The organism is Bifidobacterium imperatoris (genome assembly GCF_002860405.1).
Taxonomy (GTDB): domain Bacteria; phylum Actinomycetota; class Actinomycetes; order Actinomycetales; family Bifidobacteriaceae; genus Bifidobacterium; species Bifidobacterium imperatoris.
Genome location: NZ_NMWV01000012.1, coordinates 44924 through 59237, shown reverse-complemented (window position 1 = coordinate 59237; position 14314 = coordinate 44924). Strand labels below are relative to the sequence as shown.

Sequence of the window (14314 nt, the reverse complement as noted above, 5' to 3'; positions counted from 1 at the left end):
CGTAGAATCTACGGAACTTGACGATGGCAGTCCAGAGAACAACACAAAGCGCGGCAATGCGAAACCGTAGATACTACGCTGAAGCGATATCGCATTCTTTTACCATGCACAACCGTCACCAATGCAGTAATACGGAAAGGAAAAGGAGCGATGATGTTCTCCGCGGAACAGATGCAGGCGCAATATACGTCACAGCACCGCAAGTATCACCATGATTGCAATGAGATTCGGCAATCGACGTGCGACGTCGCCACAATGCTGCTGGAACTGGCCGATTGGACTATTGCGGATGCGGATGTGAATGCTCAGAGCCGCAAGCGCAGCGAAGGTATCATGTATGAGGTGCAGGCTATGGCGCTTGGCCGGTATACGAAGCTTAATGATTTGGCCACCTATTGCTGGGATGGGGCGAACGGTAGCGGATACGATTACGATTTGGCCGACCCTTTGGCTTGGGACATCTACCATTTCATGCAGGAGGCCGAGAACGTGCAGCCCGGCGAGAAGGCCGATGCCTCTGATTTCCATAAGGCGGCCATGTATTGTGCCGTGGCATTCTTGCTGATGCGCGCCGATTCATTCACCGTTGCCGATCTTGCAAACCTGTGCTCACCTGAGGTGTTCACACCAATCACCGATATCGGCGAACCAGACGCGTCCAATGAATTCCACGGCCGATATGGATACGACTTCGCTCGAGCGGACCAGTGCCCGGAATCACAACGTTTCCCTTCCAGCCGCGTACTTAACCTAATGGATAAGCTGCCAAGCGACTTGCGCGGATGTCAGGCGAACGAACTCGGCGACAATGAGTACGACGAGCAGTACTATTCCGACCGCCCCAAACCAGACGATCCGAATTGGCATACGATTTTCGATTCCGAAAAATACGACAATTACTATGCCACACTGGGCACGCACTATGTGCATCACAACGATGCCAGTTGGCCTATGGACGGCTATTTCACGCCGAAAACCACGGCCTCATTCCTTGCCGATCTGCCGGCAACCGTGAATTTCGCTTTGGATGTGGAGCTATGCGACTTGCAAATCGCGTTCCCTGGCACCGACCAACTCATACCATTCATGACCGATTTGGATCGTTTACGCCGGTATGTTTGGAAGAACCACCGCGCGGCCGAATATGGAGACAACGTCAATTTCGACCGTATTATGCAGGCACTCTCCGGTTTCCACCGCCGCACATGGGCTCGAACAACCCACACATTGCTCGGAGGCAATCATGACTGAACCAAATACCACCTATGATTTCGCCGACGATCTACTCTCCCGGCTCCGGGACGATTATGCCATCTGCGAGCGCAATGGCAGAGTGACTGATGCGGTGTTGTTCATCTATCATCGTCAGTTACTTGAAGAATCAGGAACCACGTTTGATCCCAAGAACGAGAACATGGTGGCGAAACTGCGTCGTCAGTGCTTGAACTATCTAGATAATCACGGCTATGCATTGACCACGGCACATCGCGGCAATACGAAACGCAAACCTCGCGCGAAAGACAAGTCGCTGAAGCTCATCAGCATACTGTGCGCCGAGCGCAAGCTTCGTTTGAACGATCAGGCACCCAGTGGCCCAGTACGCGCTGCGGGCAGATATGCCTTACATACACCGGAGTCGGATGCAGGCAGTATGAGCTCGCCGAGTGAAGTCATTCCCGCAGAAGATATTGTGCAACTGTATTCGCTTATCGCTAACGATGGGTCATATAACGAGGTGGTAATTCCTTTACGTTGGGATTCACGTACCGGCGCTGCGCTGTATCTGCTCGGCCGCTCCTGGGTCACCGATCTAGTCACCGAGGTCACAGATAAGCAGTGTTTCTTCGCCACGCTGGTTCCGCGAGACATACGCACGGATGTTGATGGGCTTGACGTTGCACAGGCAGGACTCTCTATAGGGATTGGAACAGATAGCGAAGCGGCCAGACAGGTGTTCACCGATTGGGATGAGGCATTGCAATGGTACCGGCGTTTGACAGAAGGCTGGATGACACACGAGTTCACCTATGTACACAACAATGCGATACCGCAAGGTTGCCCTGAATCGTTGCGACGGTTCTTTGAAGACAAGGACCCCCTATTGGACGATGACTCATGGCATCTAACCCCCGAAGAAGAGCGAGAGTACGAGGAGTTTCTGGACAAACTTCATCACAACGCCTAGCCGTATGGCACGGCAGCCGAAGTGCGCCAATGAGTGCGTAGACCTACCCTATTTTCCGTAAAATCTACGCAACGTTTATTTGCGTTGCTCCTACCGTGACAATATCGCCAATCATTAATACCCACTGTGCTAACTTTTAGTTAGCAAGCCAAGGAAGGATCCATCATGTATTGCACGAATTGCGGCAACCCCAACAAAGACACTTCCAAATTCTGCACCTCCTGTGGGCATCCACTCACTCAACCGGCAATGCCGCAGGTTCCACTGCCGCAGAACGCCGCCCCGACTACCAACCAAAGCCAGCAAACCGCGCCGCCCACCCCATTGGCCGCCGACGCAGAGTTCGACAAGGCGAACACCACATGGACACTGCTGCAGGTGATGAAGGAACGCACACTTGTTCCTTTCCTCGTCGCGGTTCTCGCACTGTTCATGCTCTTCGAATACGTTTCCAACATCGTGATATTCATCGTGGTGCTCGTACTCGGATATTTGTGTGGCGCTGGGCTCATGCTGCTGTATCTGCAGCACAATAAAATCCCGCACGTCGAAGCAACATTGGTCCGGTATTGCCGAGCCAAAGGCATCGACCCAAAGAGTGAAATGAAATTCACTTGGTACAGCTACTACAGCGTGATTGTGGGCTTCTTCCTGTGGGCCATTTTCGGCACCCTGATTTCGATGCTGCTTCAGCAAATTGCCGGCAATGATGTATACACGAACACCACGCTTGCCATGCTCACCGCGTTCGTGCCTATGATCGTGAGCTACTTCATCGCTAGGTATGCCGTCAAGTTCATCGATAAGGCCATCTATGCACGAGCCCACACCAATGATTTGCGCATCGCCGCCATTGCCGAAGGGTACTACGACAGCGACTTCAAGGATGCAGAACAACTGCAGAAAACCGTTTTCCTGCTGAAGAAGAACAGGGTCCAGTCCGTGGCCGGAGCCAAACGATACGTTTCACTGTCGAACGGTCTGAAGAAGGCCGGTATCATCGGCGGCATCATCACCGCGATTCTCGGCATCTTCACCTTCGGCATGATTTCCAAAATCGGCAAGGGCGTACTCGATACCTCCACAGGCGGCCTTGATCTGGTCGCACATGAGTTCGGCAAGAAAGCCGGCAATGGCGTTGCGCAGCAAGCCGCGCAGAACGTTGCTCAAAACATCGCACAGCAATATCAGAACAACATCATTGCCCAGAACATCGCCAATCAAATCAACAATGACGGCAACGGCAATCCCCTCGAAAACCTTCAGAATCTTAATATTCCTGCCGTCAACAATCTGGTCGATGGAGCCAAAGATCAGTTGAAGCATTTCGGCTTCAAGTCCTGAGCATAGGTATCGTCACGAGGAGTGGTCACCACTATGGAACAAATCCCTGATTACTACGAGCTGCTGAATCTCAACCCTGCGAATACGCTTGGAACAATCCAGCAGCAGCTGCAGCATCTGAAAGCCACGAAAGAAAGAGTTTATCTGCAAAGCGATGAAGCTAAGCGACTGCTTCCCATCATCAATGATGCGTTAACGAACGCTTTTGCAGATGAGACCACTCGTCAACGTTACGATGCCGCGTTGGAAGCCCAAAAGCATCCTCAGCCAGAAGAATCACACGAAACGGATTGGCTAGGTCAGGCTCAGCAATTCTACAGGGACAAGCAGTATCGCCAAGCAAAAACCATCATCGGCAATGCCATCGGCGCACGAGGCAACGATCCACAGGTGCACGCATGGGCTGCACTCATCGAGCTCAAGCAGCCCACCTCGGACGATGCATTTGAACACGAACAGATCATCAAAACCGCAGAATCCCACATCATCGACGCCGACGCATATCTCAAGGTTGGCGAACACTCCGAACAAACACATTTGGATGTGCTTCACGCATGGATGGAAGTGCTGCTCGCGCAGGGCAATGCTCAGCAGGCATTAAACAAACTGAACGATGCAGTGCGGCATGCCTCGGCAACCTCCCAGCCTTACATCCATCTCTACCAGGCCGAACTGTTCAGACGAGTCGCTACAGGAGCGGACCGAGAGCGTTTCCTTGACGAGTCTTCGCATTGTGCGACATATGGATTGCATGTGTTGGCCATCACCCGCAATCAATGGGCCGATCAGCAATTCCAAGCCCTATACAAGGATTTGGTGCAATATGCTCCGGTAAGGCATGACCTTTCTCATCGAACTATTACAGACATTCAGGATTATGCAAAAACCTGCAGCGAACGTATTGACGAGTTGAACGCAAAGCCTATTCCGCAACCCGCTCAAAACCAATGGCAGCAGCATTTCCAGCAGGAAATTGCCGCATGCAATCAGCGCATCGCCTGGATCAATCAAAAAGCAGCTCAGGATGCAGCAGCATTGCAGCAGCAACTGACGCAGATGAATGCGAACTATCAGAACCTGCAGCAAATCCATGCCAGCAAAACCGCCGAATACAATGCGCTGCTCGGCAAAGTACAGTCCATGTCCAACGATGGCAAACCACCGAAGCGCCATCGTCTTGCACTCGTTGCAGCAATCATTCTGGGCTTGATCATTCTCACGTACGGCACCAATGCCGGAGCACTCACGTTCATTCTGTTGCTGGTGCTGGAAGCGCCGTGCGTATATCTGGCATGGCAAGGCTTGACCGCCGGCAAACGATATGACCAGCTCAAGACGCAAATCACGCAAGCAAACCAAGAACTGCAGCAGGTCGCCAGCAATATCAACGCATTGCAAACCACTATGCAGCAGACGCAGAACCGTATACAGCTGGCCCAGCAGGACCCTTCGCAATACGTACTGTCATTGCAATAATTCATTTTCAGGGAGAACATCATGACATCGCCGATGCTTCCGGTCGCCCGTGAAGTAAACGTAGGAGGCGGCACTTGGCCGCTGCTGTGCAATGGAAATATCTGGGTGGAAGAGTCGCTGGTGAACAGCAACTACAGCATCGCTTTGACGCAGGATTTCATGTGCACAGCTTTGGCCAACACCGCTCCAGGCCAGTTGAACGTTATGGTCTACGACGAACGACTGACCGGATTCGCCGCACCATTCAAAGAGCTCAACGAAGGCGGCCGCCAGCTGCTGGACATACTCAGCTCCAAGCAGGATTTGGCATTGGCCATTACACGTCTCAAGGAACAGGTGCGTTCCACGTATGACATGATGCAGGGAACCGCACCTACATTGGCTGATTTTCGCGAGCACGAGGATTATCCTATGGGCGGCTACACCCTTCTGGTGGTGGCGGCGAATTATTCGCTCCTGCCCAAGGACATCCAAGTCAATCTGGACATTCTCGCCACAGCCGGGCCAAGGGCGGGCGTGAGCATCATTATGCATTCGCTGCTCCCGGATGATGAGGTGATGAAGAACATTGTTCTCAAGCCGTATCAACATGCTTGGATACCGCAAGAGAACTATTACGAAACCAATGCCAACGACATCATCGCAGTCGCGCACAATATCACGGAAAAACTGAAAGACCCGGCGTACGGGACTGATTCCATTCTCTTCAACACCGTCGAGAACCTGTCTGATGATGTGCTCTGGCAAGGCAGCAGCATCGACGGCGTGACGTTCTCCGTAGGCCGGTACGGCAAACGAAATGTGGAAATCACGCTTGGCGATTCGCTGAATCAGCGTCACAATGCGTTGATCACCGGCGCTGTGGGTCAAGGTAAATCGAACCTGATTTCCGTCATCATCCACAGCCTTTGCCAGCGTTACAGTCCTCAGGAATTGGAACTGTACCTGCTGGACTTTAAGGAAGGCGTTACATTGCAGCCGTTCTGCCAACAGGCTGATGGCGCATACCTTCCTCAGGCACGCGCCATAGGTCTTGAAGCGGATCGCGAATTCGGTTTGAGCGTACTCGAGCACTTGTTTGACGAGCACCGCAAACGTCTGAAGCTCTTTAAAGAGGCGGGCGCGCAAAACATCTACGACTATCGCAAAAAGACCGGCATTATTATTTCCCGTATCGTATTGATCATCGATGAGTTCCAGATGATGATTGACTCGAACGACGAGAAATCACGCCATATTGCTTCGTTGCTGACGAATGCCGTCCGCTTGTTCCGTGCAGCTGGCATTCACATCATTCTGGCGTCCCAGACCATCGGCAACAGCATGGCGTTGATGGGCGGAGAGAACACGTTGCTGGCACAGGTACCGATTCGCATCGCTTTGAAGAACTCCGTCTCCGAATCCCGTGCCACATTGGGCATGAATAACGAAGCTGCCGCATATCTGCGACCGCATGAGACTATCGTCAACCTCAACTATGGCAACCCAAAGGATAATGACACCGTCAATATCGCGTACGCAGGAGGCGAGTTCGAGGAGCAAACACTGCTGCCGCTGCGACGGAAGTGGTGGCAGTACGCCATCAACGCACACATGACCCGGCCGCCATTCGTCTTCGACGGCGAGCGCGACCGCGATTGGCAGTCTGACGCATCACTCGCAGTACCGGATATCAGCGGCTCTCCCGTAGTGCTGGCCGGCGGACGAATTGAAGTTGATTCCGAACCATTGGCGATTCCGCTGGGCCGAGATGCTGGCCGCAATATTGCGTTGTTCGGCTCCGGCGAGCATGTTCCTGTGGAATTGATGGGCTTCGCCCTCGCTTTGGCACGTCAGAGCAAGGAGCATGCTGCCCACTTTGTGATTCTCGATGCGATGCTGCCAGATCCCAGCAGGCCGTACACCTGCGAGCAGCTCCGCAATATGCTACAGGCTCAGGGAGTGCAAGTTGACTTAGTGGATCGTCGTCATATCACTAAGACCATCCAGGAAATCGCCGCACAGCATGGGCTTAATTCCGGAAGCGACGCACTGCTGCCCACTGTTGACTGGGAAGCTGCGGCGGATGCCAATACCGATTTCGGCGCCGACTTTGACGCCACGAAATTCGGGCTTCCGCCACAGCCGAGCTCCGATTCCTTCTCCAACACCGATACGGGCCGCAGCACCGCCGATATTGCCGTTCCTATGCCGAGTCTTGATGTCAATGGCCCCTCGGCTCCCACGAGCACTTCGCATCTTGGAGACGAATCCACTGCAGATGAGATGGAGACCTATATCTTCGGCTTTGGCCTGGATCGCGTTGGCCGGATGCCGGAGGAATTCTCGACACTCTGTGATCAGGGCCCGACCAACGGCATTCATGTGCTCGGCTGGTGGCGCAAATACAGCGCTTTCGAGAAGCAGATGGGTATTGCATCCGATGGTTTGGACTTCTTCGATGCACGCATCGCCTTCCAAACCGATCAACGTACCATCGGTAACATCACCGGCGATCCGGCATTCGAATACACGCCTGAAGACAATCGCGCCCTCGCGTGGGATGCCTCCAACATGAACGAACCGGCAATCATCATTCCGTATGCCACAGTGCCACTGCCCATCGCTCCGCATCCAGGCATATAACCAGCGCATCCCGACGCACAGCACACATAAGAAAGGAAGTCATCATGTCGTTACGGCAGACCAAGGCCATTGTGACTTTGCTGCAAAGCGAAATCAACGCCCAAATCAGGCTGGTACTCAACTATCAAGGCGCCACACGGGACAATATGTCATTGGTGGTTTCAGAACTTGACGGCAGTGATAAAGGTTACGATCAGCGCATGATTGCCTCCATCAAGCAGACTCAAAAGTCGCTGGAAGAGACGCTCATCGAGTTGAAGCAGGCTTCCACGGCACTGGACCAGATTCGCATGCTCTAAACAAGCTTGCTCAATCAATTCGTATATTCACTAAGGACATACCCACTATGGCATCAATTTACGAAACGCAACTCGCGGCAGCGAAAATCAGCCACAACTCCAAGCAGCTCCAAACACTGATGGCAACCAACAGGGAGAAAATCGACCGCAACACCGTGCAATTAGCCGCGGTCACGCGCGGCTCGATTCCCGGTCAGCGCGCCACGCGCGAAGTACAGCAGGCATCTGCAGCAATGAAGAAAGCGATCAGCATGCTGGAAGAGTTGCAGAACGAAACCGCACGATACATCAAGGAATCGCGAGGAGCCTGATATGGCATACGTCACCGTGGTAAACAAGCAGTGGGCTGCAGCACGAGACGCTGCAGTCGCCGCATTACAACAAGCGCTGCGCATAGCGAATGAGGCTGGAAGCCAAGCCGCCAAGGTGGAGCAGATGTCGAACGCAACCCTGCAGGGCACCGGCACTGGTGTTCCGGTTGAGGGTGCTGCCCATGTAATGACTGGAAGCGCCAGCGCGGCGGCCTCATCCATCGCCGCCGCCATCGCCGCGGCCAAAGGCATAGATGTTACCGAAGTCGTCTACGTTCCCGATACCTACCGATAAATGACTGCACAGTCATCTGATCGCAGCACAACCTTAGGGAGAATAGAGCCTAATCATGGTGGAAAGCATTCAGAATCATATCGATGACCTGCAGCGGTACGTCAAATCCGCTGAACGCGTGTCCTATGCGGCACGCCAGGCAGCGCAAGCTGTAAGCACTGCGGAATCGTCGTTGGCGCGTATTCCTAAAGGTGGGCGAGCACAGGCACAAGCCGCACAGGCACGCGCGGAATTGCAGCAGTTGGTCGCGAATACGCAGCGCTATCAACAGGCTGCGAAAACGGCCATGCGACAGCTGCGGTCGTTCTGAAATACTCACGAGCTAGGTCATCTACGGTAAGGGCCGCGCAATTCCTGATTACGGAAATCGCGCGGCCCTTACTTGTGTCTACAGTTCAATCGCCTATACTCAATCACTCCGAATCGATGTCATACGACACCGAGGCCACTTGCCATGCAAGCGTGCCACCGGTTTTCGCCACTTCCTCATCGGTCAGCGGCTGCTCAATCGTGCAGGTACCGGATGCACCAGGCTTCAACGGCTTATCCACCTTGCCACTCACCATGAATCCGGATCCGCCTGCCACCGGATGACCATCGATGGTAAACATTACCGATACCTTGGCTGAAGGCCACTTATCATTCGTAGTGTTCTCAACAGTACCGGTCAACGAATTGTGCCCATTATCGCCAGCTTGCTGTTTCTCAAACTTGATTTGGCTCAATGCGTCCTCATCAAGGGTGCCTTCGCTGGAGCTATCGTCTTCGCTGTATTGGGAATCAATCACGCTGATTTTGGATACGTCGGTTACGGCATCGGCATCATAGATGATATAGAAGTCCACGGTTCGCTGCGCACTTGCGCCAATGCTGAAATTGGATGTGCCACCTGCCGTATTAGCGAAGATCTGGAATCCGCCAACCTCGGAGTTCTCATCCTCAATGCTTGCGTACTTGGTAACGTGGCCGCCCAATGCCACTACATGATCCCGCACATCACCGTACTTGTCGGTAGCACTGTAGTCAACGCGGATGGTCGGAGCGACGGTCAGCGCCTCACTGCTCGAAACAGTCATAGAGACCACATAGCAATCCTGCTTGCTGAGGCCGCTATCCCAGTAGTAGCTCTTGCTATACGAAACATCGCTGATGCTCACTGGAGAATCCTCTTGCTGAGTGCCATCAGAGGAATCATCGGCACCATTGGACTGCGTATCAGCGCTGGTGGATGAAGAGGATTGCTGCTGGCTGGAGGCCTGCTTCGAGGTGGAGCCGAACCCGTGTAACGCTAACGAACCGACTGCGAGTGCTGCCACCACTACAACGGTGACCAGCAATCCGCGAGGCGCATTGTGCAGGGTGTCGAGTAGGTGGCTGGTTGGTTTCTGCTCTGCTTGTGCCGACTGTGTACCGCTTTGGTTTGGCAATGGTATGGATGGCTGAGGCTGCGAGCTCGACGCGGACTGCGTTGGTTGTTGTGGCGCTGCCTGTTGTGCAGGCTGCTGAGGCATTGGCTTGCCGCAGTACGCACAGAATTTGGCGCCTTCTGCATTCGGTTTGCCACATGATGGGCAGAACATGAGGTTTCTCCTTTACAGGTGAAGCCGTTGTGCGATGCTGCGCAGCGATGGCAGTACCTCACAACGGCGATGGAATTATCTGTGGCTTGAGCGTTCGGCGCGTTTACTGTGCGCTTCTGAGGCTGGCGAGGATGGCGATGACTTCCGCCTTCTCCTGTGCGGTCAGACCACCCTTGGTATCGATTGTGGCGAAACTGCTATATCCGAAGCTCTCGAACAGGTATCCCGTATAAGCCGGAAAATCATGTGCTCCTTGGTATGAGTCCGGCATCAACGCCAAGTGCGAGCCTTCATCACCATCAACTTGCGCCACCATAAAGGGGCCTGGGTTCTGATAATTTCGGCAATCCTGGGCACATGGCGCATCAAACTGCGCATCAGCAATCTTCGTCACCGTCTCATGCTTCATGAACTTGCCCTGTATCGGCCCCCAATAGTATTGGATGGTCACACCACGAGCATTGGTTAAGTTAACTATTTCGACCAGATCTGTGATTTCGGGCTGTCCAATGGTCCAATCGGATGGATATTGGAATGTGTATTTCGTCACCGTAATCATATTCACCGTGTCGAACTGCGTGGTGTACGACTGAGTGAGTTGCACTGGCGTTACGGCATTGGAACCGTCATTGCCGTTCTGAGCGGTATCGCCATTGTTGCTGTTCTTGTTGCCTTCGCCCTTGTTGTCCGGGTTGGCCTGCTTGTGAATCTCGGCCAGCAGATCGGATGCGAGCTTGGCGGCGGCCTCCTTGCTTTGCTGCGTCATCACGGTCAGCGTGATGGTACGGTCACCATCCTTGATGATGAAGTAATAGTTGTAATATCCGCCAATACCTTGGCCGTGGAATCCGTGCACAGTCATGGTATCGGGCACGGTAATGCCTTCGGATTGCGTGTCCAGATTCATCAAATCGCTAAGGCCAAGGCGTTCGATCACGGTCAACATATTGGTGGCATCCTCGGCCGTGGTCACGTTTTCCTTACCAGCCTGGGATGCTGCAGTGTCTCCATAGTTGCGCTGCAACTCGGTATGCGTGTAACCGTTGTTCTTCAGCCAATTGTTCACCGCATTAAGGCCACCCATTTGGCTGATCAGCGCGTTGGCAGTGTCATTGCTTTGATTTTTCAGCAGTTCAGTGGCCTGATCGTTCTGCTTCTTGCCGTTATCGGTTATGGCAAGGTACACGGGCAGGTACAAACCACTGGCTACACCACTGGTGCTCGCCTTGGACGATGAATACTCAGCCTTGCCATCAGCAGTCGCAGCGGCCACCGATGCCGGCTGCGCTGCGTCGACGATGTCGTCCAGCGTTTTCGAGTCAAACGAGAACTTCTTCTCAGTTTTCTTTGATTTCGTGGTTTTCGCAGTGGTTGTTGCAGGAGCCTCGGATGCCGTATTGTTGCGGAACTTCACGTAGACCACGCTGGCCACTACCAGCGCTACAACAACTATTGCGGCAATCACCAAAGCAATAATCTTCTTGCACTTCTTGGTTTTGGCATCTACTGGCGTATCCAGCGCAGGAACATCCGGCGTATCGGCGCTAGGAATCGCTGGAGTACCTGCAGTGGAGTCAGGCCTCGGAGGCAGTGGTACTGGCGGAAGATTATTCTCAACCGTCTGTGGCATCACGGGAGCAAATGTTTCCGGAACCGTCGCATCGGACGGCATTCCAGGAACCGGTATTTCGGGAGCTGCTGTTTCAGTAGGCAACAGCGGAGACATACTCTCTGTGGGCTGCGCTGCAGCAGGCTGTTCTACTGTGGGCTGCGCTGCAGCAGGCTGTTCTACTGTGGGCTGCGCTGCGATGGGTTGCTCCACGGCTGTTTGCTCAGCATCAGGCTGAGTTGCAGCAGCTTGCTCCACTGGCGCAGATGGCTGGCTTTCAGACTCAACCCGAGAGCCGCATTGCTGACAGAACGCAGCTCCCGGCACCAACTTTGTGCCACATTGACCACAGAATCCCATATTTCTTCCCTCGCATCCTTCTTCGTGGCGATAACTATAAGTTAGCACTTTCAGCTACGCCGCCATGATAGAAAGCAGGGCAATGGACAGTTCGTAGAATATACGGATTTACGCGAATGCATATGAAGCCGTACTGCATGCACTGCACATACAAGAAACCCCTCAGCTCTCCGTATCAAATAGAGCTGAGGGGTTCTCACTTGGCCTATCGTCAGGCCACAAACCTTATGTCAGGCGACCAACGGCTTGACCAGCGGGAAGGTGATGGTCTCGCGGATCGTGGCACCGGTCAGAGCAATGAGCAGACGGTCGATGCCCATGCCCATGCCACCTGCCGGAGGCATGCCCACGCCGAGAGCCTCGAGGAAGTCCTCATCGATATCGCAGGCCTCCTCATCGCCGGCGAGCGCATCTTTGGCCTGGGCCACGAAACGTTCACGCTGCACAACCGGATCGTTGAGCTCGGAGTAGCCGGTGGCCAGCTCGAAGCCGCGCACGTAGAGATCCCACTTCTCCACCACACCCGGCTTGGTGCGGTGACCCTTGACCAGCGGAGAGGTTTCGACCGGGAAGTCGCGCACGAAGGTCGGCTCGTAAAGCTTGTCCTCGTAGAAGTGCTCCCAGAGGTGCTCGACAAGTTTGCCGTGGTTCTCGACTTCATCGCGCTCCACGCCGAGCTTGTCGGCGATCTCGCCGAGGTGTTCCACGGAAGTGCCGGGGTGCTCCGGGCCGCCGTTCGGCACGATTTCCTCGCCGAGGGCTTCGGAGAGGGAGTCATACATGCTGATGGTCTTCCATTCGCCGCCGAAGTCGTATTCGGTGCCATCCAGCAGCGTGACCTTGTGGGAGCCGTAGACGTCCATAGCGGTCTTCTGCACGAGTTCCTTGACCAACTGGCCGATGGAATCGTAGGTGCCGTAAGCCTGGTAGGCCTCGACCATCGTGAACTCAGGGGCGTGCGTGGCATCGACGCCCTCGTTACGGAAGTCGCGGTTGATTTCGAACACACGGTCGATGCCACCCACCAGGCAACGCTTCAGGAACAGTTCCGGAGCGATACGCAGGTAGAGGTCCAAATCGAAAGCGTTCATATGCGTGGTGAACGGGCGGGCCGCAGCACCACCGTGCAGGGTCTGCAGCATCGGGGTTTCGACCTCGAGGAAGTCATGGCTGGCAAAGGTGTTGCGCAAGGAAGCCACGGCCTTGGAACGGTTGCGCACCATATTGCGAGTCTTCTCGTCCGCAATCATGGCAATGTACGGCTTGCGGGTGCGCGTGTCCTCGTTCAGTTCCTTGTGCAGGGCCGGCAACGGCTGCAAAGCCTTGGAAGCGATGGCCCACTCAGTGGCAAACACAGACAGCTCACCGGTCTTGGAGGCAATCACACGGCCCTTCAAGTACAGATGGTCACCAAGATCAACCAGCTGCTTGAACTGCTTCAGAGAATCGGCACCGATCTCCTTCTTGGAAATCATGCCCTGAATCTTGGTGCCGTCGCCTGCGGCGAGCTGCACGAAGCACAGGCCGCCAGCGTTGCGCAGGAACAGCACACGGCCGGCGATACCAACCATGTCTTCGGTTTCCTCGCCGGCTTCAAGCTTGCCATCATACTTGGCGCGCACGGCTTCGATGGTGCTGGTCACATCCAGATGCACCGGGTAGGGAGCCATGCCGGCATCCAGCATCATGGCGCGCTTGGCCACACGCATCTGCACCTGCTCCGGGTGGGCCAGCGGGCCGAATTCCTTGTTGGACGGGTCCACAGCCTCATCCAGCGTGGCGCCGGACTTAATCTTTTCGGTAATGGTGGCATCCTGCTTGAGCAGCATTTCCGCACGCTCAACGGTAGTCATCTGCGGGACTACCGGGGTTTCTTCCTCATTTGCTTGGGATTCTTGGGTTTCGCACATAACGCATCAGTGTAGCGACGGGGTTCTACCACCGGCCTTTTATGAGCCTGAGCGCATTAGCAGTGGCACAGCGGCACTGCAGCAACATTGCATAATAGCGACGCGCCGAGTATTCGCCATACTGTAAACGTTGTTTCCAGTGAGCACAACGCTTCGCAGACCATCAACAAGCAATGCCTGAGATTGTAAGTTTGACACCCAATGTAAGGGAACTTAACATTTGTGTGATGCATGGTCAACAATGCCGCTGACCGCATGTCAATGTCCCTTCTACACAGCCGGCAGTCTCAGACAACCGGTTCCCCGCGGCCCGAACTCAC

12 protein-coding genes and 1 pseudogene are annotated in these 14314 nt (G+C 54.3%); 9 read left to right on the top strand and 4 right to left on the bottom strand.

Annotated elements, in window-relative coordinates:
- Positions 1-150: 150 nt before the first annotated feature.
- From Tam1G_RS05445 to Tam1G_RS05405, 9 genes are all read left to right on the top strand, one after another.
- Positions 151-1251 carry a hypothetical protein gene (locus Tam1G_RS05445; RefSeq protein ID WP_133124980.1) on the top strand — a complete coding sequence of 367 codons (1101 nt, stop codon included), beginning with the start codon at positions 151-153 and terminating at the stop codon, positions 1249-1251.
- The gene (locus Tam1G_RS05440) at positions 1244-2185 is read left to right on the top strand and encodes a Rossmann-fold NAD(P)-binding domain-containing protein (RefSeq protein WP_101625723.1); all 942 of its coding nucleotides are present in this window, start codon (positions 1244-1246) and stop codon (positions 2183-2185) included. The genes Tam1G_RS05445 and Tam1G_RS05440 overlap by 8 nt, the downstream gene beginning before the upstream one ends.
- A 165-nt stretch (positions 2186-2350) precedes the next feature.
- The gene (locus tag Tam1G_RS05435) at positions 2351-3529 is read left to right on the top strand and encodes a zinc ribbon domain-containing protein (RefSeq protein WP_101625722.1); all 1179 of its coding nucleotides are present in this window, start codon (positions 2351-2353) and stop codon (positions 3527-3529) included.
- A 33-nt stretch (positions 3530-3562) separates the two neighbouring features.
- The gene (locus Tam1G_RS05430) at positions 3563-5005 is read left to right on the top strand and encodes a hypothetical protein (RefSeq protein ID WP_101625721.1); all 1443 of its coding nucleotides are present in this window, start codon (positions 3563-3565) and stop codon (positions 5003-5005) included.
- Positions 5006-5026: 21 nt separating this feature from the next.
- On the top strand, positions 5027-7630 hold the full coding sequence (locus Tam1G_RS05425) for an FtsK/SpoIIIE domain-containing protein (protein ID WP_101625720.1): 2604 nt from the start codon (positions 5027-5029) through the stop codon (positions 7628-7630).
- 44 nt (positions 7631-7674) lie between these two features.
- A complete protein-coding gene (locus tag Tam1G_RS05420) occupies positions 7675-7929 on the top strand; it encodes a hypothetical protein (RefSeq protein WP_033889862.1) in 255 nt (84 codons plus the stop codon).
- A 47-nt stretch (positions 7930-7976) separates the two neighbouring features.
- Positions 7977-8240: a hypothetical protein gene (locus Tam1G_RS05415; RefSeq protein ID WP_033889863.1), complete on the top strand. Its 264-nt coding sequence runs from the start codon at positions 7977-7979 to the stop codon at positions 8238-8240.
- Position 8241: 1 nt separating this feature from the next.
- Positions 8242-8535, top strand: coding sequence for a hypothetical protein (locus Tam1G_RS05410; protein ID WP_033889864.1), 294 nt, complete (start codon positions 8242-8244; stop codon positions 8533-8535).
- Between the two features lie 55 nt (positions 8536-8590).
- Positions 8591-8845 (top strand): hypothetical protein, encoded by a 255-nt coding sequence (locus Tam1G_RS05405; protein WP_033889865.1) that lies wholly within the window; start codon positions 8591-8593, stop codon positions 8843-8845.
- Between the two features lie 103 nt (positions 8846-8948).
- On the opposite strand, the gene Tam1G_RS05400 is transcribed toward Tam1G_RS05405, so the two are convergent.
- The 4 genes and pseudogenes from Tam1G_RS05400 to lysS all read right to left on the bottom strand — a co-directional run bounded on the left by Tam1G_RS05400 (position 8949) and on the right by lysS (position 13994).
- The gene (locus Tam1G_RS05400; RefSeq protein WP_033889866.1) at positions 8949-10115 is read right to left on the bottom strand and encodes a zinc ribbon domain-containing protein; all 1167 of its coding nucleotides are present in this window, start codon (positions 10113-10115) and stop codon (positions 8949-8951) included.
- A 103-nt stretch (positions 10116-10218) separates the two neighbouring features.
- On the bottom strand, positions 10219-11982 hold the full coding sequence (locus Tam1G_RS05395) for a serine hydrolase (protein WP_165781914.1): 1764 nt from the start codon (positions 11980-11982) through the stop codon (positions 10219-10221).
- A gap of 36 nt (positions 11983-12018) precedes the next feature.
- Positions 12019-12084: pseudogene (locus Tam1G_RS12075) on the bottom strand (zinc-ribbon domain-containing protein); the annotation flags it as partial.
- Between the two features lie 230 nt (positions 12085-12314).
- Entirely contained in the window at positions 12315-13994 is a 1680-nt protein-coding gene (gene lysS / locus Tam1G_RS05390; protein ID WP_101625718.1) for a lysine--tRNA ligase, read from the bottom strand.
- Between the last annotated feature and the right edge of the window lie 320 nt (positions 13995-14314).

Bases quoted from the DNA above. Each gene is read 5' to 3' on its own strand.
- Tam1G_RS05445 (WP_133124980.1), top strand. From the start codon at position 151: ATGATGTTCTCCGCGGAACAGATGCAGGCGCAATATACGTCACAGCAC.
- Tam1G_RS05440 (WP_101625723.1), top strand. From the start codon at position 1,244: ATGACTGAACCAAATACCACCTATGATTTCGCCGACGATCTACTCTCC.
- Tam1G_RS05435 (WP_101625722.1), top strand. From the start codon at position 2,351: ATGTATTGCACGAATTGCGGCAACCCCAACAAAGACACTTCCAAATTC.
- Tam1G_RS05430 (WP_101625721.1), top strand. From the start codon at position 3,563: ATGGAACAAATCCCTGATTACTACGAGCTGCTGAATCTCAACCCTGCG.
- Tam1G_RS05425 (WP_101625720.1), top strand. From the start codon at position 5,027: ATGACATCGCCGATGCTTCCGGTCGCCCGTGAAGTAAACGTAGGAGGC.
- Tam1G_RS05420 (WP_033889862.1), top strand. From the start codon at position 7,675: ATGTCGTTACGGCAGACCAAGGCCATTGTGACTTTGCTGCAAAGCGAA.
- Tam1G_RS05415 (WP_033889863.1), top strand. From the start codon at position 7,977: ATGGCATCAATTTACGAAACGCAACTCGCGGCAGCGAAAATCAGCCAC.
- Tam1G_RS05410 (WP_033889864.1), top strand. From the start codon at position 8,242: ATGGCATACGTCACCGTGGTAAACAAGCAGTGGGCTGCAGCACGAGAC.
- Tam1G_RS05405 (WP_033889865.1), top strand. From the start codon at position 8,591: ATGGTGGAAAGCATTCAGAATCATATCGATGACCTGCAGCGGTACGTC.
- Tam1G_RS05400 (WP_033889866.1), bottom strand. From the start codon at position 10,115: ATGTTCTGCCCATCATGTGGCAAACCGAATGCAGAAGGCGCCAAATTC.
- lysS (WP_101625718.1), bottom strand. From the start codon at position 13,994: ATGTGCGAAACCCAAGAATCCCAAGCAAATGAGGAAGAAACCCCGGTA.